This is a genomic window from Halogeometricum sp. CBA1124 (assembly GCF_009741955.1).
In the GTDB taxonomy this organism is placed as follows: Archaea; Halobacteriota; Halobacteria; order Halobacteriales; family Haloferacaceae; genus Halogeometricum; species Halogeometricum rufum.
Genome location: NZ_WPCD01000014.1, coordinates 23,916 through 44,102 on the forward strand (window position 1 = coordinate 23,916; position 20,187 = coordinate 44,102).

At 66.8% G+C, this 20,187-nt stretch carries 17 protein-coding genes and 5 pseudogenes; 11 read left to right on the plus strand and 11 right to left on the minus strand.

The features are described from left to right. The first annotated feature begins 115 nt into the window (after positions 1-115). From GJ632_RS03700 to GJ632_RS03710, 3 genes are all read left to right on the plus strand, one after another. Positions 116-1,159 (plus strand): NAD(P)-dependent alcohol dehydrogenase, encoded by a 1,044-nt coding sequence (locus GJ632_RS03700; RefSeq protein WP_089810362.1) that lies wholly within the window; start codon positions 116-118, stop codon positions 1,157-1,159. A 382-nt stretch (positions 1,160-1,541) separates the two neighbouring features. Further along, positions 1,542-2,480 carry a hypothetical protein gene (locus tag GJ632_RS03705; RefSeq protein ID WP_191452127.1) on the plus strand — a complete coding sequence of 313 codons (939 nt, stop codon included), beginning with the start codon at positions 1,542-1,544 and terminating at the stop codon, positions 2,478-2,480. Positions 2,481-2,629: 149 nt separating this feature from the next. After that, positions 2,630-3,016, plus strand: coding sequence for a MoaD/ThiS family protein (locus GJ632_RS03710; RefSeq protein ID WP_089810366.1), 387 nt, complete (start codon positions 2,630-2,632; stop codon positions 3,014-3,016). 22 nt (positions 3,017-3,038) lie between these two features. Here GJ632_RS03710 and GJ632_RS22970 read toward each other — a convergent pair whose 3' ends face one another. Beyond that, positions 3,039-3,305, minus strand: coding sequence for a hypothetical protein (locus GJ632_RS22970; RefSeq protein WP_231751311.1), 267 nt, complete (start codon positions 3,303-3,305; stop codon positions 3,039-3,041). Beyond that, entirely contained in the window at positions 3,287-4,210 is a 924-nt protein-coding gene (locus GJ632_RS03715) for a hypothetical protein (RefSeq protein ID WP_231751312.1), read from the minus strand. Before GJ632_RS03715 ends, GJ632_RS22970 begins: the two co-directional genes overlap by 19 nt. A 208-nt stretch (positions 4,211-4,418) precedes the next feature. Between GJ632_RS03715 and GJ632_RS03720 the strand changes: the two genes are divergently transcribed. Continuing rightward, positions 4,419-4,739, plus strand: a complete 321-nt coding sequence (locus GJ632_RS03720; RefSeq protein ID WP_191452128.1) for a CGCGG family rSAM-modified RiPP protein — start codon at positions 4,419-4,421, stop codon at positions 4,737-4,739. A 197-nt stretch (positions 4,740-4,936) separates the two neighbouring features. On the opposite strand, the gene GJ632_RS03725 is transcribed toward GJ632_RS03720, so the two are convergent. Together GJ632_RS03725 and GJ632_RS03730 are read right to left on the minus strand one after the other, a co-directional pair. Then, the gene (locus GJ632_RS03725) at positions 4,937-5,341 is read right to left on the minus strand and encodes a hypothetical protein (protein ID WP_191452129.1); all 405 of its coding nucleotides are present in this window, start codon (positions 5,339-5,341) and stop codon (positions 4,937-4,939) included. Next, a pseudogene (locus GJ632_RS03730) lies at positions 5,322-6,433 on the minus strand (TIGR04053 family radical SAM/SPASM domain-containing protein). The gene GJ632_RS03725 and the pseudogene GJ632_RS03730 overlap by 20 nt, the downstream one beginning before the upstream one ends. Positions 6,434-6,601: 168 nt before the next feature. On the opposite strand from GJ632_RS03730, the gene GJ632_RS03735 reads away from it, so the two are divergent. Further along, on the plus strand, positions 6,602-7,441 hold the full coding sequence (locus tag GJ632_RS03735; protein ID WP_191452130.1) for an aldo/keto reductase: 840 nt from the start codon (positions 6,602-6,604) through the stop codon (positions 7,439-7,441). Positions 7,442-7,648: 207 nt separating this feature from the next. Here GJ632_RS03735 and GJ632_RS21880 read toward each other — a convergent pair whose 3' ends face one another. From GJ632_RS21880 to GJ632_RS03750, 4 genes and pseudogenes are all read right to left on the minus strand, one after another. Continuing rightward, positions 7,649-7,852 (minus strand): hypothetical protein, encoded by a 204-nt coding sequence (locus GJ632_RS21880; RefSeq protein WP_197427868.1) that lies wholly within the window; start codon positions 7,850-7,852, stop codon positions 7,649-7,651. After that, positions 7,849-8,658 (minus strand): ABC transporter substrate-binding protein, encoded by an 810-nt coding sequence (locus GJ632_RS21885; RefSeq protein WP_197427869.1) that lies wholly within the window; start codon positions 8,656-8,658, stop codon positions 7,849-7,851. Before GJ632_RS21885 ends, GJ632_RS21880 begins: the two co-directional genes overlap by 4 nt. Positions 8,659-9,679: 1,021 nt before the next feature. Then, positions 9,680-11,864: pseudogene (locus GJ632_RS03745) on the minus strand (LUD domain-containing protein). Between the two features lie 33 nt (positions 11,865-11,897). After that, complete coding sequence (locus GJ632_RS03750; protein ID WP_191452131.1) at positions 11,898-12,407, minus strand: LUD domain-containing protein; 510 nt, start codon at positions 12,405-12,407, stop codon at positions 11,898-11,900. Between the two features lie 739 nt (positions 12,408-13,146). Between GJ632_RS03750 and GJ632_RS03755 the strand changes: the two genes are divergently transcribed. The 3 genes and pseudogenes from GJ632_RS03755 to GJ632_RS25150 form a co-directional block, all read left to right on the plus strand. Then, positions 13,147-14,091 carry a UbiA family prenyltransferase gene (locus GJ632_RS03755; RefSeq protein WP_191452132.1) on the plus strand — a complete coding sequence of 315 codons (945 nt, stop codon included), beginning with the start codon at positions 13,147-13,149 and terminating at the stop codon, positions 14,089-14,091. A gap of 134 nt (positions 14,092-14,225) precedes the next feature. Further along, positions 14,226-14,534 (plus strand): annotated as a pseudogene (locus GJ632_RS25145) (histidine kinase N-terminal 7TM domain-containing protein); the annotation flags it as partial. Between the two features lie 92 nt (positions 14,535-14,626). Continuing rightward, positions 14,627-14,854 (plus strand): annotated as a pseudogene (locus GJ632_RS25150) (histidine kinase N-terminal 7TM domain-containing protein); the annotation flags it as partial. Here GJ632_RS25150 and GJ632_RS25155 read toward each other — a convergent pair. Further along, the gene (locus tag GJ632_RS25155) at positions 14,771-15,121 is read right to left on the minus strand and encodes a hypothetical protein (protein WP_343161004.1); all 351 of its coding nucleotides are present in this window, start codon (positions 15,119-15,121) and stop codon (positions 14,771-14,773) included. The pseudogene GJ632_RS25150 and the gene GJ632_RS25155 sit on opposite strands and share 84 nt — an antisense overlap. A gap of 140 nt (positions 15,122-15,261) precedes the next feature. On the opposite strand from GJ632_RS25155, the gene GJ632_RS25160 reads away from it, so the two are divergent. Beyond that, positions 15,262-15,882, plus strand: coding sequence for a HAMP domain-containing sensor histidine kinase (locus GJ632_RS25160; RefSeq protein ID WP_343161005.1), 621 nt, complete (start codon positions 15,262-15,264; stop codon positions 15,880-15,882). A 40-nt stretch (positions 15,883-15,922) separates the two neighbouring features. Beyond that, complete coding sequence (locus tag GJ632_RS03765) at positions 15,923-16,990, plus strand: Gfo/Idh/MocA family protein (RefSeq protein ID WP_191452133.1); 1,068 nt, start codon at positions 15,923-15,925, stop codon at positions 16,988-16,990. A gap of 33 nt (positions 16,991-17,023) precedes the next feature. Here the strand turns inward: GJ632_RS03765 and GJ632_RS03770 are convergent, their stop codons facing one another. Together GJ632_RS03770 and GJ632_RS22990 are read right to left on the minus strand one after the other, a co-directional pair. Beyond that, positions 17,024-18,187: a DUF3604 domain-containing protein gene (locus GJ632_RS03770; RefSeq protein ID WP_231751313.1), complete on the minus strand. Its 1,164-nt coding sequence runs from the start codon at positions 18,185-18,187 to the stop codon at positions 17,024-17,026. After that, positions 18,187-18,693: a hypothetical protein gene (locus tag GJ632_RS22990; RefSeq protein ID WP_231751314.1), complete on the minus strand. Its 507-nt coding sequence runs from the start codon at positions 18,691-18,693 to the stop codon at positions 18,187-18,189. The genes GJ632_RS03770 and GJ632_RS22990 overlap by 1 nt, the downstream gene beginning before the upstream one ends. Positions 18,694-18,897: 204 nt before the next feature. Here GJ632_RS22990 and GJ632_RS03775 point away from each other — a divergent pair. Then, positions 18,898-20,087: pseudogene (locus tag GJ632_RS03775) on the plus strand (amidohydrolase family protein). Positions 20,088-20,187: the final 100 nt, after the last annotated feature.

The window sequence follows — 20,187 nt, forward strand, 5'->3', positions numbered from 1 at the left end:
GTCGTGACGTGAAGCCCTACTCAGAGTACGGACTGCGGAACGCATCACCCACGTGAACACTCAACAAATGTCCGCAGTCCTATGATTAATGGCTGATACAATACTACACAGCCGTATGCAAGCCGCGAGACTGCACGAGTACACGGACGACATGAGCGAAGCGCTGACGATAGACGAGGTGGAACGGCCGGAGGTAACTCGCTCCGACGGCGTTGTGGTCGAAGTCGAGGGGGCGGGCTGGTGCCAGACGGACAATCACATCATCGAGGGGATGTGGACGGACTACGTGGAACAGACGCTCCCGATGACGCTCGGTCACGAGAACGCCGGCACGGTGGTCGACGTCGGCGAGGAGGTGACCACCGTCGAGGAGGGCGACCAGGTCATCTGTCACCCCGTGATGACCTGCGGCGTCTGTCGGGCGTGCCGCCTCGGCAACGACATGTACTGCGAGGAACTGTCGTTCCCCGGCCTGACGACGGACGGCGGGTTCGCCGAGTACCTCCTCACCTCCGAACGCGCGACGATACCGTTGCCGGGCGACGTCTCCCCCGCCGACATCGCGCCGCACGCCGACGCCGGCATCACCGCATACCACGCCGTGAAGAAGGCGGTTGGCGAACTCAACCCCGGCGACCACGCCGTCGTCGTCGGCGTCGGCGGCCTCGGCCACATCGGTCTACAGTGTCTCGACGCGATGAGTGCCGTCGACATCACCGCCCTCGACGTGAAGGCGGAGGCACGCGAACTCGCCGAAGAACTCGGCGCGGCGCACACAATCGACCCGTCCGCGGACGACGTACCGGCCGAAATCGAGGCGCTGACCGACGGTACCGGCGCACAACAGGTCATCGACTTCGTCGGCGCAGATGCCACGACGAGTCTCGCGCCGGACATCGTCGCGTCGGGCGGCGACCACCACGTCGTCGGCTACGGCGGGCACGTCCACGAACCGTCCCAGTCGCTCGTGAACGGCGAATTCTCCTACAAGGGAACGCTCGTCGGCCGGTACACGGAGTTGCAGGAACTCGTCGCTCTCGTCGAACGCGGCGACGTGGAACTCCGGACCTCCCGGTACGACCTCGACGACATCAACACCGTCGCCGAACGCCTCGAACACGGGGAGATAGAGGGACGCGCGGTCATCGTCCCGCCCTGATTCCGTACCTTCGCGGGGCGCCGGAACCCGCCGTTCTCGGAGGACCTCGCGGCCGACGGACCCGGCGGGGACAGATTCGGCGAGTGCGAACGACGAGTGGAAGTCGAGGACCCGACATTCAACGCTCTGACTATTTTCGTGAGATAGAACCATCACTCTACGTTCATATTATGCGGTCACACAGGAGATACAGACATTCAAAATCTCCTGTACGAACTTCAACTAAAACACAATCTTTCGAAATTCTCTAACGGATGAAATGGTATTTGGGTTGTGTTTCTCAACTAATACCGCAATCTTAATTTAATATAACCTTATCCAACCGGACGCTGTGAGGGGGCTCACTGCACCTCGAAACGGCAGAATTGGGTATATAGTCTAAATGGCACGTGACGGAAACGAAGTTGATAGCACAGACGATAAATCTCAGACGGCGGGGCAGGCATCTTCGCGTTCGGTCGGTCGACGGCGATTCCTGCAGGGCGTCGGCGCGGCAGTCGCGACGACCGGACTCGCACGGACGGCGCGGGCGGACTCGAACGACGTCATTCGACTCCAGAGCGGCGAGAGCCGACTGTTCCGGAGTTCGCAGGACGACCTCTCGAACACGCTCGTCGTCCCGAACGGCGCTTCGGTCCGGTTCGTCCTCGACTCCGGCGGTCGGTGGGAGAACGTCGGCATCGCGGGCAACGCGGACCAGACGGGCGCCGGCGGCGGCATGTTCGCCACGATGGTACCCGAGGGGGAGGAGTTCGTCCTCGACGGCTACTACACCGGCGGGACGACCAGTAGCGGACGCAACGACAACGGTGGACACTCGTTCGTCTTCAACAGCATCGACCACGCGGGCGACGCGACGTTCAAGAACGGATTCACCACGGACTGGTACCAACCGTACTACTGTTCGAACAGTGGCAACCCGGCGCACCGAAACGAGGACCACGCCGGGCGCGGCGGCGACATCCACTTCGAGAACCTCTACACCGAGAAGTTCGCGCACACCGCGTACCGCCTCGGAACCGACGGTTCGACCTGCGTGGACTGCGTCGCGGCGAACCCGTACGAGGACCACGGCCCGGCGCGGAGTGCATGGGCGTTCTTCAACGAACCGACGTACGAGAACCTGCAGTTCGAGACGTACATCAAGTCCGGGAGCAGGTACGACCACCCGGTCCCCCGCCTCGTGTCGTGTAACGGCACCGGCGGTCGGATGATGCACGGCGACTATCAGGGCGACGACCCGTCGGACGGTGCGGACCTCTCCGTGCCCGACGGCGTGCCGACGTCCGCGGAGGCGGCCGCGGCGGGCGACCGGTCGTAATCGACCGCTTCGGAGTTCATTTTTTCCGCTCGCTCGTTCGGCGTCGACGATGATTCCTGACGCGATTTGACCACTCGATGCCGCCGCAGACGGCACGAGCGAACATGTTCGGAGCAGTTTCTATCCCCCGAACGAGCCATCGTTCGAACATGGGAACGCACGCCCGGCAGGAACAGACGACGACAGTCGAGGTGCGGGCGACCGGTAACGTCCGCCGCGAACTCGGCCGGCACACGTTCGAGTTCAGTTTCGAGGGGACGACGCTTCGGGCGTTCCTCGACGCCTTCTTCGAGGCGTTCGGCGGCGAGGAACTGCTGCTGGCGCGGACCGAGTCTGAAGAGCGGACGGGCGGGTGGGCGACTGCGCCCGAGACGCTCCCGGGTCGATGGGAGCGGAACCCCGAGGGCGAGCGTACTCGCGCGTACGCCCGCGTCCTCGTCAACGGCGAGTTCAACGAACTGCTCGACGGGTTCGACACCGAACTGCACGACGGCGACAGAGTCGCTCTCGTCCATCCGTTCGTATTCTGCGTCTGACTCTCGCTCTCCCCTCGACCCATCACCGCGCGCGGAACGCGGCGACGACGAGATACGCGTACAGCACCGCCCCGCCGAACGCGAGTAGGTGACCGAACGTCGCGACGACGGGGACGACATGCCCGACGAGTTGTGCGAGGAGACCGGACGCGAGAGCGGCGATCGAGACGAGTGCGGTCCGGTCCGACGCGGCCGGTAGCGTCCCGACGCTCGGTGGGTAGAACTGGTAGCTGACGCCGACGACGGCCAGACCGAGGAAGCCGAGGAGGTTCAGGCGGAGGTGCGCCACCCCGAGCGACGGTTGCGGCCGACCGAACGCGAACCAGAGTCCGAGAGCGACGCCGACGACGCCGCAGGCAGCACTCCCGAGGACCCCGACGAACCCCACGCGGCGGCGCTCAGACCGCTGGTACAGCGTTCCGACGGCGACGGCGTAGCGACGACTGCGACGGCTTCGACGGCACCACCGATGCGGAGTAGGCCGCCGCCGGCGACGCCGGTGGCCAGTAGCGCCGGACCCGACGCGCCCGTGAGGAGGACGACGCCGACGAGCCACCGGGGTGGGTGTGCGACCATGAACCGCGGCAGGAGTCGGAATCCGAGCGAGAACAGCAGCACACCGGCAGTGCCCGCCGCGAGCAGGTGAGTCGCCTGCGGCGGATAGCCGTCGAGGAGCGGCGGAACGCCGGCGTACAGCGCGAGCGTCTCGTACGTCCCGGCGAGGAGATACAGGAGCGCCACCGGAACGAACCCGTTCGCCAGTCGGTCCACGGGCCGCCGGCCGGCGTTGTGGTCGCCCGTCGCCGTCTCGCGACCGGTCGGGTTCCCGCGAATCGTCCACCCCACCGTGACGACGAACGCGCCGACGCCCAGCGTCCACAGGAGCGCACCCGCCGCGCCCGCCCACGCTGGCCCGACGTCGAGCGACGACGCGGCGAGTCCGCTCACGCCACCGACGGTGAGCGGGAACTGGACCGCCGGCGCGCGCGGGAACGCCAGGTCCCGGTCGAAGTACGCCGGGACGAGCGAGTACGCCTTCCCGAAGACGACGTGCAACACGAACCCGAGGAGGCCCAGGACGACTTCGGTCCGACGCGGCACTCCGACGACGACGCCGGCCTGCCACGCCATGAGCGACCCGGCGCCGGCGAGCACGTAGCGCCGCGCCCACCGCGAAACCGTCGCCGCCGTCACGACGTTCGGCCCCCCTGACGCGCGGCGTCGGTCACGAACGCGACGGCCATGCCCGCGGATTCGGCGTCGAGCGACGTAGAACCTCGCCCGAATCCGTTCGACCTGATGCCGTCCCCGACGGGGTGCCGTCCGTCCCGAAGTCGGGCGCCGTCACCGAACACGTTCGGGACCGACGCTTTCGATACCCGCTCCGTCCGTTCGGACGAAGATGAACTCCGCTCACGACTCGGACCACGGACACGACGAACCGGACCCGGTCACCGACCGAACGCACGACAACTCGTGGTCGGCGAACCTGGAGGGACCGCAGCACGCCGCGGACGAGAGTCTCGTCGTCTCGCAGGCCCTCGACGCCGTCGAACACACCGCGCCCGGCAACCACGTCAACCTCGTCACGCACGGCGACCACGGACACCCCTCGTCGTACCTGTTCGAGGCGCTCGCTGACGCGTACGACGACGGCGTCTCGTGGGAGTACGTCCAGCAGTGTGGCTGCGGCGGACACGTCACTCGCGTGTACGTCGAGTGAACGCTCGTCCGCGTGGGTAAGTGAACGTTCGTCCCGTGGGTACACGTCCGCACGGGCGCACGTTCGCAGTCGGGCGCACGGTCGTGCGTCCAAAGTGACCCGTTGACGGACGGTGACCGAGTACCACTGAAAGAGGGTAACCGAGCGTCGGAACCGGCCTGCCGGGAGTTACACGTCCGTTCGAACGCTGGCAGCGGTTAGTTCTCTCCCTCGAACAGTTCGACCACCTCCCGTTCGACGCTCATATCGACCCCTTCGTCACCGGCGAGGGAGGGTCGACACGTGGATAGCACGCCTTCGACGATGGATTTCGACAGCCGTTCGACGGTCTGTCGCTGCTCATCCGACAGCTCTCCCTCTGATTCGAGCTTCGAGAGCGCCCGCTGCAACTGTCCTCGCCTGATATCTTCGAAGTCCGCCCGAACCGCCCGCCACTCGTTTCGTACCTCCGTGTCGCCGCCGAACGAGTCGCTTTCGCGTCTGAGTTCTGAGGATACGCGAATGGATTCGGATGATACGAAGTCGTCTCGCTCACCGTCGGGCACTGAATCGCCCTTCGCTCGCTCTGACCCCCCGGACCGCTCAGTCGGCGGTCGAGACATCTCCCTCGGTGAACGACTGTTCGGGGAGCGGTCCGTCGTATCGGTCGGGGACGTAGGCGCAGAGCGGGTCCGATTCGAGGGGGTCACCGGTGTAGGCGAACGCCCGCGACCGACTCCCGCCGCAGTGGTGGCGGAACTCGCAGGCGCCGCACTTCCCGCGGAGTGCGTCGGGGTCGCGCAGCGACTGGAACAGGTCGGCGTCGCGGTAGATGTCGACGACGCTCCGTTCGCGGACGTTCCGGCGGACTGCGGGAGGAACCCCGAGGGGTACACCTCGCCCACGTGGCTGACGAAGGCGAAGCCGTCGCCGGCGGTGATGCCGGTTCGCCGGCCGATGCCGTCCGACGCTGCCCCGTCCCCAGCGTCGCTTCCTCGCTGGGCGACGACGCGTCGGTAGTGCGGGGCTTCGGTCGTCTTGACGCCGAACGGGGCGTCGGCGGCGACGTTCCCCAACCACTCCATCACCCATTCGGCCCGTTCGGGCGTGACGGGGTCCAGCACGCGCCCCCGACCCACCGGGACGAGGAAGAACACAGACCAGAGCACGGCGTCCAACGCCTCGACTCGCCGGCGAATCGCGGGGAGTTCGCCCACCGTCTCGGCGCACACCGTCGTGTTCACCTGTAGAGGGAGGCCAGCGGACCGCGCCGCCTCGGCCGCGGCCAGCGTCTGCTCGAAACTCCCGTCCTCGCCGCGGAAGGCGTCGTGTGCGGCCGCCGACCCGCCGTCGATACTGAGGGCGACGCGCCTGAGGCCGGCGTCGGCGAGTGCGTCGATTCGGTCCCGCGTCAGCGACGCCGTTCCGCTGGGCGTCAGCGTCATGCGGAGGCCGAGGGCTGTTCCGTACTCGACGAGTTCGACGGCGTCGTCTCGGGCCAACGGGTCGCCGCCCGAGAGGACGACCAGTTGGCCGTCGCCGAACTCGGACGCCTCCTCCAAGAGTCGCCTCCCCTCCGCGGTGGTGAGTTCGTCGGGGTGGCGGTCCGGTTTCGCGTCCGCACGACAGTGCTTACAGGCCAACTCGCACGCCTGCGTGAGTTCCCAGACGAGGACGAACGGCCGCCGGGACGTGTCGATAGCCGGTGGTGCCATAGTCGTCACTCCCGTCGCCGCGTGCGAAAGGGAACCGCCGAACGTGTTCGGACGAACGGCCACCGGCCGGGGTTCGGCGACGCGGGTCGGGAGTCGCCGACGCCGGCCAACCCGCACGACTGCCCGTGAACCAAACGACTTTGCCGCGCTGCGGTGAATCACCGCCCGATGACCGCACCAACGACGACGCTCCCGAGCGGTGACGAACTCCCGATGGTCGGCGTCGGCACGTGGGACCTCGGCGGCGACACCGTCAGGGATTCGGTTCGCGCGGGCCTCGACGCGGGATACGAGCACGTCGACACCGCGGAGGGGTACGCCAACGAGTCCGAAATCGGCGAGGTGCTGGCGGAGTACGACCGGGAGGACGTCTTCCTCACCTCGAAGGTCCTCCCCAAGCACCTCAACTACGATTCGGTCGTCGACTCGTGCGAGGCGTCGCTCGACCGACTGGGAACCGACTATCTGGACCTCTACCTCGTCCACTGGCCCAACCCGGCGATTTCGCTCCGCGAGACGCTGGACGCGATGGCGAAACTCCACGACGAGGGGCTGGTTCGGAACGTCGGCGTCTCGAACTTCAGCGCCTACCAACTGAGTTGCGCACACCACGTTTCCGACGTTCCCATCGCCGTCAACCAGATAGAGTACCACCCGTGGAACACGCAGGACGACGTGGTCGACTACTGCCGCGAGACGGACACCGTCGTCGAGGCGGCCGCCCCACTCGGCCGGACGGCGGTGTTCGAAGACGACGTGATTCGGGACCTCGCGGAGACGTACGACCGCTCGCCCGCACAAATCGTCCTCAGGTGGGCCGTCGAGAACGACGTGGTCGTCCTCCCGAAGTCGTCTTCGCCCGACCACGTCCGCGCGAACGTCGACCTGTTCGACTGGTCGCTGGACGAGAAGGACCACGCCCGCATCGACGCCATCGACCGTCACAACCCGGTGTACGACACCCCCGCTCGCGACTGGACGGGCGACACGTACGGCATCTCCGAGTAGTTCTCGTCTCTGAGCGTCGCTGTTCTCGTGTCGGTCGCCGTCGAGGTCGGATTCTGCTCCTACTCTCGTCTGGGTCGGCGTCGACCCTGATTCGGACTCTCCAGTGCAGTCTGCGGGGAGGCCGCCGCCGGCGACTGTCTCCACCGTACTTCGCGTACTCTCTGCGTGTCGGGTCTTCGTTCGTGCTGGAATCGTCGTCGCTTACGGTCAGATATCTCCGTTGATGATGTCAGCGAGCCGCTGACGGTCGAACAGCTGTTCACTCTCCGGGAGTCGACCGTATCCGGGATACGACCCGAATTCGTCCGGGTAGAGCTGCTTTGCCGCCATCTCGGTCTGGAACATGTTGATGATCGGGCCCTGGTACGGGGTGCCGCCGACGTATAGGTCGTCGTTCTTGACTGCGGTCACCTCGCTACGACGGGATGGTCGTTGAGGAGCTCTCGTTGTTTTTCGATCAAGTTCTCTCCCTGGAAGTCTCGGTACGTGATTCCAAAGTTGAAGATGATGACGTCCGGGTCGTACTCCAACAGTCCCTCGAAACCCACCTTGACGGAGGACTGACCGTCGTACGCGCCCTCGAACGCGTCGACGACGTTCAGGTCGCGATACTGTTTCTTCCCCCACGTCTTTTCGACTTCCGACTTCGGATTGTAGACGATCCATCCATCGCGGTTCTCCGGATTGTACCGTCCGTTCACCAACGCCAGCGACCGACGCTCGCTCTTCGGGGGAACCCTCGACCGGACGTCTTCGATGAACGGCTCGTAGAGGTTCAGGAGCGCTTCGCCGCGTTCCTCTTCGCCGAACAGAGCAGCGTACTTCGGGATGTATTCGGGAAGAGAGAGATACGGATACGGTTCGCCGCCCGGCCAGTAGGTCCACCCGTCGAAGCGCTTTCGTCGGCTCTCGTTCCCGAACCACGGTGCGACGTTCTCTTGAATCTCCGCTGCTCCTCCCTTATCGAGCCCGTAAACCGCGATGATGGGGTTGGGGTCGACCGCCATCAGGTCCGGGTCGAGTTCGTACAGCACCTCGAGCTCGGTATCACGCTCCGCCGTCGTGAATTGGGTGAGGTCACCTTTCGCGGGGACCGTCACACCGTCGAGGAAGTCGTAGAACCCTTGATACCAGAACCGCGGGTCTGCCATACCAACAGCACCGTCGGCCTGTCCGAGTGCGGTCAACACGTCTGCGGTGAACCCGAGACCACCCACCCACGAAGACGGTGGTTCCGACAGTGTGAGTTCACCCATAGGTGACATCGTCGCCGTGTAGGAGTTCTCTCCGGTGCTCGTTTCCGTGGACGAACTCGTGGCTGTCTCGGTCTGGTCCGACCCGGAACCGCCTGCCGGGTCGGCGTCTGAACCGCCTGCACACCCGGCGAGCAGGCCACCCCCGAGGACTGCCCCGCCGTACTTCACGTACTCTCTTCGCGTCGGTGCCTCGCGCTGTCCGGAGCCGTCCGTCATACGTTTTAGGCCCACCTAATAATACAAAGCAGTTCCGAATTTAGGCCGACCAAAATATTATCGGGATACTCCACACCGCGGACACATCGGCGGGCCGTCGTCCGGGGGTTCCGATAGCCGTCTACGGTCCTACTCTCGGACCGACAGAGTCGAGGCCGCGATTCGATTCTCTTCGAACGACTCTACGAGCGAGTGCTGACGAAGCGAAGGCAGTCTGCCGTCGGTAGAGTTCTCGCTGACAGACCGAGGACGAGTGTAAATATCCGGGGAACGACTTCCTCGTGAAGACGTCGTCGAAGCACTACCGCGGGCGGTCTCGTTCTTCATGAGTATCAGCGCTGTGTCGGGCAACGAGCGAACTTGTCACGCGTAATCGGTCTCGACCCGAGCAGGTCTGTGGGGAAACTGACCCGGGATCGAACCGTCCGCTGGAACTGTGCCTCCTCTCGTCTGGCCGTATCATATCGCGCCATAGGATTTATCTTTCCACGAACGGACCGACGGGAAGAACCGAGTTCTGCGAACCCGCCGGTTACCCGACTCGAATCGCTTCGAGAGGGGTGTCTCTGACATCGTCGGAACCGCGACCAGTGCGGACCTCGCATCCAGTAGCACGAACAGCTATAGTGGTGTTCGCTAATGGCGTTTCACAGAGGAGACGGGGTTCGCGGCGGGTTGGGTCTCGACAGACAGGGTCGACCGAGAGAGCGCTTCGACCGCACGTCGGTGCTGAAACGGCGCGAAGAGCGGAGTGCAGTCGGGGTCGCTACTCGACCAGCAGTTCGACCGGGTGACGGGGCTGCCGTTCGAGCAGGGAGTCTATCTGTTCGAGACAGGAGGTACCGCTGGCGACGACGCGCCGGTCACGGACGCCCTCGGCCACCAGTTGGTCTCGCAGACGCTCGCCCACGTCCATGCTGAGTTCGTAGTAGTCGGACTTGTAACCGAAACTGCCGGCCATGCCGCAGCACTCCACGTCCGAGGTGACCACGTCGTAGTCGCACGCGTCGAGGACGGCGACGGTGTACGTCTCCAGGCCGAGCGTGCGCTGTTGGCAGTGGCTGTGGTAGGCGATGCCCTCGCCGTCGCCGTTCGAGAGCGCACTCGGGTCGGCGCCGTTCTCCAGCAGACCGTAGACGTACTCTAACACCTCGTAGCTGTTCTCCGAGAGCGATGCGAACGCGTCGGCGTCGACGAGGCGTTCGTACTCCCGCGTGAACATTGCGTGGTCCGAGGGTTCGACGACGACCACGTCCCGGCCGTCCGAGACGTACGGCGCGAGGGTCTCGGTCACGCGTTCGGCGTGGTCCGCGGCGGTGGCGACCATCCCCTGCGAGTACGGGGCGCGTCCGCTGGACGCCACCGGGGGAACGACCACGTCGACGCCGAGGGCTTCGAGGGCGCGCACGGCCGCCTTGCCGCGTTCGACCTGCACGTGGTTGGTGTAGAGGTCCGGGTAGAGGACGACCCGGCGTTCGGGGTCCGCCGGCCCCGCTTCCGCGTCCCGGGAGCGGAACCACTCGACCAGCGTCTCCCGCTCGAACCGGGGCAACTCGCGTCGCGGGTCGATGTCGAGAACCTGTTCCATCGCCCACCGGGACGCCTCGGTGTCGGCCAGCCAGTTCGACAGCGGGGCCGTCGCGCTCCCGAGTTTCGCCACCGTCTCGAAGTTGCCGAAGAAGCGCTTCTGGAAGGGTGCGCCCTCGTCCTCCTCGTCGGGCATCAGCCCGTCCACCAGCCAGTCGGCCGGCCGTTCGCCCTCGCGGTTGATCCGGTCGCGGACGACCGTGTTTATCCACGGGATGTCTATCTTCACCGGGCAGGCGTTCACACAGCGCGTACAGCCGGTACAGAGGTCGTTGAATTCCGCCGCGGTGTCGGTACCTTCGATGCCGGCCTCCCATCCGGTCGCGATACCGCCGGAGTACGTCTCGCCGCCGAACGCGTGGCCGCCGGTGCTCTGGAAGTTGGCACACGAGTTCGAACAGGCCGAACACCGGATGCAGTAGAGCGTCTCGCGCAGTTGGTCGTCCTCGCGCATCGCCATCCGGCCGTTGTCCACGAGGACGAGGTGGAACTCCCGGTCGGCGTCGAACGCCGAGAGGGGCGTCTCGTCGTCCGCGAAGTCCACGACGGGCGTGTCGACCGGTGGGGTGAGAAGCGAGACGTAGGAGGTGATGTCCTGCCCGGTGCCCGACCGACCGATGAGTTCGACGAACGGGTGGAGGTCCTCGACGGTCGGAATCACCTTCTCCACGCCGGCGACGGTGATCTGCGTGTCCGTCGCGGCGACGGTCTTCCGCGCGTTGCCCTCGCTGGTCACCAGCGCCATCGTCCCCGAGTCCGCGGCGAGGAAGTTCGCGCCCGTGATTCCCACCTCCGCGTCTGTTATCTGCTCGCCGAGTTTCTCGCGCGCGAAGTAGGTGAGGTCCTGCGCCGTCTCCAGCGGTTCGTCCGGGTCGAACGTCTCGTTGAACAGGTCCGCGATGCTCTCTCGGGACTTGTGGATGGCGGGCGCGACGATGTGCGACGGCGACTCGTCGGCGACCTGCAGTACCCACTCCCCGAGGTCCGTCTCCACCACGTCCACGCCGTCGGCCTCCAGCACGTCGTTCACCTCCAACTCCTCCGTCGTCATCGACTTCGACTTGACGACGCGGTCGGCTTCCCGGTCGGCCACGACGACCGGATGTACTCGTTCGCGTCCTCGGCGTCGTCGGCGATGTAGACGGTGCCGCCGTTGGCCTCGACCGACTCGGTCAACTCGTCTATCAGTTCCGGCAGACGCTCGATGGCGTCTTCCTTGATGGCGCGGGCCTCCGTCTTCAGTTCCTCGTAGTCCTCCAGGTCGGCGACCGAGGCGTACCGCCCCTCGTTGACGCGCGGGTGTTCTCCGCGACGGCCGCTCCCTCGGTCCGCATCAAGCGTCGGATGTCGTCTGCTTTCGACATCTCAGCCCTCCCCCTCCGCGTCGGGCGCGTCCGTCAGCACGAGACGTGCACTTCCCGCGGCCCGTGGGCTCCCTTCACCAGCGCGCCCATGTCGGCCGTCGCGCTCGGCCCCGTCGCGAGGATGGCGCTGCCGCCCGCCCGTCCGAACTCGTCGGCGACGGCGTCGATCGCCGTCTCCATGTCGGCCACGATGTCGGACTCGCGGACGACGGCGACGTGCCGGTCCACGAACAGGCTCACGAGTTCGCTCGCGCCGTCGGTCACCGAGAGGACGACCGACCCGTAGTCGGCGACGCCGAGACTCGCCCCCGTCACCCCGGTGGTCGCCGTCTGAAGCGTCGCGGGCGTCGGGTCCACCTCGACAGACGTCCCGTCGAGCGACGGCGCCGGGTCCTCGAACGTCTCTTCGAGGGCGACACCGACGGCGTGTGGTTCGACCAACTCCTCGACGTGCGTCTGGAAGGCGTCGGACTCGACGCGACTCACCGTCACGTCGAGGGCTTCCAACGCGGCTTCGAACCGGGACGCGGTGGATGTTGTCATTCGTACGCGAACGGAGACCACACACGACCATTTAGTTTTGGTTCCGGACGAAACTCTCACTTCGGGCCTCGACGACTTCGGCGTGGTCGTCCGCGCGAAGAGGCCCCCGTTCGACCGGTCGGCGCTGCATCGGTCCTCGGTGCGAACGAAGAGTAACATATGTCGTTACACTTCTCTCGTTCTCGGAGGTACCGCTCTTCGACGCCTCACCACTCGCGATTGAAATTCCAACGTTCTCCCCCCGAAATCTGCTCTCGAAACTACCGACGAGAGACGAACGAATATCGTTCGAAAAATACGGCTCGAATAAAACCATCGCACTACGGCTCTCAGATTGGGGCAATCGAGCTTCCTCACGTATTTACAATTTAATATCTTTGCTCTCTGGCTCCGGCATCGGTTCTTCCCCTCGGTCGTCTGCCGGACACCGGCCGTGAAGGGGAGGACTATCGAGTCGCCTCACCGAGTCTCTGTGCCGCGAACGCGACGGCGTCACCGTCTGCTACGTCCAGTCCTCGCCACTCCCATCTGTCTGTTGACATTAATACCGACCGCGAGACACGTCGCCGACGCCCACGGCTATCCCGAACGGCTATATTCGACCTGTAACGGGCTAAACTGGCCGTTAAGCGGCCGTTCGGCGTCGATAGACAGCAGGTAATTAACACATCATACTGTTGGTGTGCACGCGAAGGTCGTCGTCGCGGGACTGTCCGCGCGGCGACTACCGTGCCAACCCATGTCCAACGAATCGCCGAGTCTGTCCGCGGCCGCGGACGACACTGGTTTCTCGCATAGTCCGGTCGTCGAACGCCTCCTCGCTCACTGGGGGCGGGTGAAAGATGCGCTGTTGTACAGTTCGGCCTACCTCGTCTTCGTCGCGATGGGGATGGTCGCCACCGTCATGCTCGCCCTGTCGCTGCCGCCGAGTCCGGCCCCCATCGTCGTCGGCCTCGTCACCTTCGCCGTCTACGTGGGTGACCGCATCGCCGACGCCGAGACGGACGCGCAGACGAGTCCCGAGCGGTCCGCGTTCGTCAGCCGGTACGAGAGCGTGCTGTCGGTCCTCACGGCCCTCTCGTACGGACTGGCCGTCACCATCGCTATCACCGGCGGACCGTTCGCGCTGGCCATCACGCTGCTCCCCGGCGCGTTCTGGGTGCTGTACGCCTCCGAGTGGCTCCCGGCGCTCGGCTCGCAGTTCAAGCGACTGAAAGAGGTCTTCGTCGTCAACTCCGCCGTCGTCGCCGGCGCGTGGACCGTCGCCGTCGTCTTCCTCCCCCTCGCCTTCGGGGACGCGCCGTTCACGCCGACGGCCGCCGTCGTGTTCGTCTACTTCTTCGTCGACATCTTCGTCAACACGGAGATTCCGAACGTTCGCGACATGGAGGGCGACGCCGAAATCGGCGTCTCGACGCTGCCCGTGGTCTTCGGCGTCCGCCGGACGCGACACGTCCTCTACGCGCTCGATTGCTTCCTCGTCGGGTTCCTCGCCGCCGCCTTCCTCGGCGGGATGCTCTCGGTCGCCATCGCGGCGGGGACGCTGTTCGGCCTCGGATACGCGCTCGTGCTGGCCGCCTACGTCGGCCGAACCGACCGCTACGGGCTGCTCGCCATCGCGGGCGAGGTGAAACACTTCCTCGTCTTCCTCGTCGTCCTCGGCCTCTCTGCGGTCGGCGTCTGACTCGGACCCGACCCGGGCCCGGCCCCTCTTCCGACTTTGGCACCAAGTCGCTCGCCGCAGCGCGTCCAGCCCGGGCTCCGTCTGACGGACGTTTCATATGTGGTGACTGTGTTAGTCTCTCTACAGGTGGTCTCGTGAATCCGATCGTCCCGCTCCTGTTCGTCTCCGTCGCCGTCGGCGCGGCGGCGGGGATTCTGGCGTGGCGACAGCGACCGGAACCGGGTGCGACCCCGCTGGTCGCCCTTCTCGTCGGGCAGAGCTGGTGGTCCGTCTGCATCCTCTTCGGCCTCCGCGAGGGGACGGTCGCGGCGAGGCTCTTCTGGACGAACTGGGCGTGGGTTGGCGTCGTCGCCATCCCCGTCGCGTGGCTCCTGTTCGCCCTCGAGTACACGGGGCGCGACGAGTACGTCCAGCCGCGGTACGTGGCCGCGCTCTCGTTCGTCCCGGCTCTCACCGTCCTCCTGATGGTGACCGACCGGTACCACGACCTGCTGTATCTCAGACCGTACGCGTCCGGGTCGACGGCATCGTGCAGGTGGCTCACGGCGGCCCCTGGTACGCGGTCGTCGCCGGCTACACCTACCTCCTCGGCGGGGCGGGGATGGTGCTCGTCCTCGGACTGCTCACCAGCGACGCCGCGACGTTCCGAAGTCAGGGGGCGGCGCTCCTCGTCGGGTTGTTAGCGCCGTGGCTCACGAACGCGCTCTACCTCGCGGACGTCCTCCCCACGTCCGGCATCGACCCGACGCCCATCGCCTTCTCCGTCTCCGGCGTCGCGTACCTCAGCGCCATCAGCCGCTACCGGCTGTTCGGGACGAACCCGGCGCCGCGAGTCCGCGCGCGCCAGTTGATATTCGACCGGATGCAGGAGGGTGCGCTCGTGGTCGACACGAACGACTACGTGGTCGAAGTGAACGACAGCTGTCTCGACATTCTGGACGTCCGCGCCGACGACGTGCTCGGAGTTCCCGCCGCGGACGTCGTCCCCGAGTACGACCGCCTCCCTGCGGAGGGGACGCTCGCCGGTCACCTCACCGTCGCCGCCGCGTCGGGCAGCCGGTCGTACGACGTGACGGCGACACGAATCAACAACGTCCGCGGGAGCGTCATCGGACGGGTGATAACGTTCCACGACGCAGCAGGCACCTCCGCCAACAGCAGCGTCTGGAGGTGCTCAACCGCATCCTACGGCACAACATCCGCACCGAGACGAACATCATCCACGGCTACGTGGACCGCTTCGCCGACGACGAGGACGCCCGAACCGTCAAGCGCCGCGCCCTCCGCATCGAGGAGATGGGGCAGAAGGGACGCGAAGCCATCGAACTGTTCGACGAGGGCAGAGCGGGGTCCGACCCGAAGCCGGTCGGTCGCCTCCTCGAACAGTGCGTCGAGTCGGTCAGACGGGAGTGTCCCGCCGTCTCTGTGGAGTACGACTGCACCGACCCCGACGCGCGCGTCGCCGGTCTGCTCTCGACGGTCTTCGAGAACGTCGTCGAGAACGCCGCCGAACACAACGACGGCGACGACCCGCACGTCCGGATAACGGCCCGCCAGGAGAGTGACCGCGTCCGCGTCAGCGTCGCTGACGACGGCCCCGGCATCGCCCCTTACGAACTGACGGTGCTGGAGGACGGGACGGAGAGCGCGCTGAAACACGGGAGCGGACTCGGGCTCTGGATGGTGAAGTGGGGCGCGGAGATTGCCGGGGGGACCGTCGACTTCACCGAGAACGAACCGAGGGGGTCCGTCGTCACCGTGTCGGTGCCCGTGCTCTCCGCCGACGACTGAAGCCACAGCATCTTTGGCCTCGCCCGGTGTCGTTCCCTCCATGAGTGACACCGCAGTACCCGACGCGGACGAGCCGACCGACGCCGACGTCTCCCCGCTTCGGGTCGGCGTCGTCGGCGGCGGCTTCATCGGCCGGACCGTCGGCACCGAGTTCGTCGAACACGAGGACGCCGACGTGGTCGCCCTCGCCGACATCGACCCGGACGTGCTGGACGAGACGGGGGCGAAACTGGGGGTCGACGCCGACGCCCGATACGACGACTACGAGACGATGCTTGACGCCGAACCGCTCGACGCAGTTCTCATCGGGACGCCGCACACGCTCCACTACGACCAGATTCTCGCGGCGTTCGAACGGGACCTGCACGTCCTCTGCGACAAACCGCTCACGACCGACCTGGACGACGCCCGCGACTTGGTGGACCGCGACGCCGACCGCGACGAGGTGCTGATGGTCGGCTACCAGCGCCACCTCTACCCGGCGTTCGTCGAGGCCCGAGAGCTGTGGGCGGAGGAGGACCGCGAACCGCGCTGGATAACCGCCGAGGTGTGTCAGGACTGGGTGGACCGCTTCGAGGACGCGTGGCGGCAGGACGCGGACCTCTCGGGCGGCGGCTACCTGTACGACACCGGGAGTCACCTGCTCGACTGCGTGCTGTGGAGCACCGGACTCACGCCCGAGGCCGTCTCGGCGACCATGCAGTTCGTCGACGACGCCGAGCGAATCGACGGCCGCGCGAACGTCACCGTCCGCTTCACGAACGGCGCGACGGCGTCGTTCTCGCTCTCGGGCGAGACGCCGTGCATGCGCGAACACGTGCGGATGTGGGACGAGGAGGGCGCGGTCACGCTCGACAGCAAGGACTGGGAGCCGAGCGAGTACGCCGAGATAGACGAGGACAGCGGCGAACACCGGCCGCGTCTGTCCCGGGGCGACCAGCCGACGAAGGCCGAGGCGTTCGTCGAGGCGGTGCGGACGGGCGAAGACCCCGTTGCGACTGCGCTCGACGGCCTCCGCGTCACCGCGGTCACGGAGGCGGCGTACGAGTCCGCCCGGAGCGACGGGTCGTTCGTCGCCATCGACCCCGAGGACGTGGCGCTGGACTGACGCCTCGCCGCGCGGTTCGACCCGGCTCGGTCGTCACGCCGTTTCGGCCCAGATGGGCCCGACCCACGCCGTCCCCGGGTGGTCGCCGTCCGCCGCGGCCTGCCGGACGCGAACGGCGTACACGTCGCCGGCGGTTCCGCGACGGTCGTCCCAGCTCATCCCCGAGAGCGGCGTCTCGTCGGTCCACTCCGTCGAAACGGTGTACGCGTCGAGTCCGGCGTCGGCGTCGTCGGTCCCCTCGAACCGCCGCCAGACGGCGTTGTTCTTCACGACGGTGACCGACGCGACGGGCGCGGTGCCGGCGACGTCGACGGTCACCTCGCGGGGTGTCTCCGCGGACTCGACGCCGACGGCGTCGGTCTGTTCGGCCACGTCGACGCCGTTCACGCGGAAGTCGACGAGGATGCGGTGCGGTTGGGTCGTCGCGTACACCGACCGGTTCTTCAGGGCCGAGAACACGGCGCTCCGCTCCAGTTCGGGCGCGAGGAAGGCGCTGAGGCCGCCCGGATAGCTCTTCTCGTTCCACACCCGCCAGATGTTTCCCCAGCCGAGTCCGCGCCGCCGCCACTCCGACAGCGACGGCAGGTGCGGGCGCGTATGGATGAGCGAGTGGCCCGGGTGCGGGCCGTGGTAGTCCGCGCCGCCGAGCATCCCGACTCTGTGGCCCATGCGGTGGGCGTCGCGCACGTAGTGGCCCTCGGTCTCTATCTCCCCCTGCCCCATCGCCAGCGGGAACCGGTTGCCGTCGTCGCCGGGACGTTCGCTCGACCCCCACTGGGAGTACACCTCGACGACGGGGGCCAACTCGTCGTCGTAGTCCACGCTGGCGAAGTCGAACGGGTACATCGACTCCGCGGGGTGGTGCGGTACCGTCACCACTCCCGAGTCGTGGTCGGCGTCCCACTCCCGCAGGCGCGACCAGAGTCGCTCGTACGTGCGGGTTTCGGGGGCGAGCGAGTCGAACAGCGTCGCGTCCGCGGCGTCCTCGAAGTAGACGTTGACGTGGCCGCCGACGTTCGGTTGCTTCGTCCACTCGTACGCCGGGAGCGTGACGAACTCCCCCGCCTCGTCGAACTCCTCGGCGACTTCGCACAACTGGTCGAAGTAGCGTTCGTGCATCCGCCGACGCTGCCACTCCGGCGGGATGAAGAAGCCCATCGTGTCGTGGTCGGTGTAGGCGACGACGTCGAGCGCCATCACGTCCCGGCCGAATCGGTAGCCCCGTTCGCGTCGCCGACGCCGTCCGAGCAGTTCGAGTGGAGGTGGATGTCCCCCCAGTAGACGCGGTGGTCGTGGTCGTCGGCGACCCGGACCGGATTGGAGACGAACCGCTCGCCCGTCCGCGCGTCGGTCAGCGTGAGGTACTGGGTCCCCGGCGTCTCGAACCGCACGTCGTCGACCCGGACGACGCCGTCGTCCCCGGACGCGAACGACACCGACTCCGGGTGTGTCGCCTCCGGGTCGGTCGACGCCATCGCCGCACTCCCCGCGAAGTCGCGGTGGAGGCGTTCGCACTGGTCCCACGCCTGCACGGTGAGCGTCAGCGACTCGCCGGGCGTCGCCGTCGAGGGGACGACGGCGTGCAGGCGGCCGAATCGGGAGGTCCGGTTCGCCAGCAACTCCCGCGGGGACGGTGCGTTGCGGACGAACACGGACACCGTCTCCTTCGCCTTGACGAGGGGTCCTAGAGACGACCTGTTCATACCGTCGTCTCACAGGGCCGAGTGATATGTGTACTCCCCGTCCGACCGTCGCCGGGGCGCGGCCGCCTCGGGAGGCCCGGGTCCCTCGTCGCAGTCGCCGGCGAGTCCGCGGGCGACCTGTCGACGACCCGCCTCACCGCCGCCCGAACCGGCAGAATCGTTTCGAACCGAAACGACTTGTACCTCGACCCGAGATTCGGAGGTATGTACGTCATTCGGAACGCGACGCTGCACACGGCGACGGACCGCGGCACCGTCGAGGGCGACTTGCTCCTCGAGACGGGACGATAGCCGCCGGTCGGCGAGGTGGACGCGCCCGCCGAGGCGACGGAGATAGACGTCGACGGCGCGCCGGTCACGCCCGGACTCGTGGACGCCCACAGTCACGCGGGGATGGCCGAGTGGGGCGAACCCGAGGACGGCGACGTGAACGAGGGCACCGACCCGGTGACGCCCCACGTCAACGCCCTCGACGGCTTCCACCCCCGTGACGAGGAACTGAAGTACGCCTTCCAGAACGGCGTCACCACCGTCTCCGCGCGGATGGGGTCGGGCAACGTCGTCGGCGGCGTCATCTGCACGATGAAGACGTACGGCGACGTGGCCGACCACATGCTCGTCCGCGAGGACGGCATGAAGGCCGCGATGGGCGAGAACCCGAAGCGTTTCCACGGCGAGAACAAGGACCGCCAGCCCTCCACCCGTCCGGGCGTCGCCGCGACCCTCCGGCAGGCCCTGATGGACGCCGAGGACTACGCGGCCAAGCGCGAGAAGGCGGACGACGAGGACGAACCGTTCGACCGGGACCTCGGATTGGAGAACCTCGCGCGCGTCGTCGAGGGGGACCTGCCCCTCCGCGTCCACGCCCACCGCGCCGACGACATCATGACCGTCTTCCGCATCGCCGAGGAGTTCGGCATCGACGACCTCTCCATCGAACACGCGACGGAGGGCCACCTCGTCGCCGAGGAGTTCGCCGAACGCGACGTGCCCGCGGTGTGCGGACCGTCGCTCTACTCGGGCGCGAAGTACGAACTGCGCAACATCACGTTCGAGACGCCCGGCATCCTCCACGAGGCGGGGGTGCAGGTGGCCATCCAGACGGACGCGCCGGTCCTGCCGCAACGACACCTCGACGTCTGCGTCGGCCTCGCCGTCCGCGAGGGCCTCCCCGAGGAGGCCGCACTCGACGTGGTGACGCGCAACCCCGCCGCGATTCTGGGCGTCGAAGACCGGGTGGGGACGCTCGAAGCGGGAACCGACGCCGACGTGGTCGTCTGGGACGGGCCGTTCTACCAGTCGACACCACCGCCCAGCACGTGTTCGTGGACGGCGAACACGTGTTCGACCGCGCGGAGGACGCCGTCGACCCGCGCGAGGAGTGGCAGTGGTGACCGGTCGAGCGAGTTCGTAGCCGTCGGCCGCTTGCGCCCTCCTCATCTCACTTCTGTGCCGTTTCTCGCCCCCTCCTCACTTCTGTGCCGTTTCTCGCCC

Coding starts and splice junctions, on each gene's coding strand:
- GJ632_RS03700 (WP_089810362.1), top strand. CDS start 116: ATGCAAGCCGCGAGACTGCACGAGTACACGGACGACATGAGCGAAGCG.
- GJ632_RS03705 (WP_191452127.1), top strand. CDS start 1,542: ATGGCACGTGACGGAAACGAAGTTGATAGCACAGACGATAAATCTCAG.
- GJ632_RS03710 (WP_089810366.1), top strand. CDS start 2,630: ATGGGAACGCACGCCCGGCAGGAACAGACGACGACAGTCGAGGTGCGG.
- GJ632_RS03720 (WP_191452128.1), top strand. CDS start 4,419: ATGAACTCCGCTCACGACTCGGACCACGGACACGACGAACCGGACCCG.
- GJ632_RS03725 (WP_191452129.1), bottom strand. CDS start 5,341: ATGTCTCGACCGCCGACTGAGCGGTCCGGGGGGTCAGAGCGAGCGAAG.
- GJ632_RS03735 (WP_191452130.1), top strand. CDS start 6,602: ATGACCGCACCAACGACGACGCTCCCGAGCGGTGACGAACTCCCGATG.
- GJ632_RS03750 (WP_191452131.1), bottom strand. CDS start 12,407: ATGACAACATCCACCGCGTCCCGGTTCGAAGCCGCGTTGGAAGCCCTC.
- GJ632_RS03755 (WP_191452132.1), top strand. CDS start 13,147: ATGTCCAACGAATCGCCGAGTCTGTCCGCGGCCGCGGACGACACTGGT.
- GJ632_RS03765 (WP_191452133.1), top strand. CDS start 15,923: ATGAGTGACACCGCAGTACCCGACGCGGACGAGCCGACCGACGCCGAC.
- GJ632_RS03770 (WP_231751313.1), bottom strand. CDS start 18,187: ATGGCGCTCGACGTCGTCGCCTACACCGACCACGACACGATGGGCTTC.
- GJ632_RS22990 (WP_231751314.1), bottom strand. CDS start 18,693: ATGAACAGGTCGTCTCTAGGACCCCTCGTCAAGGCGAAGGAGACGGTG.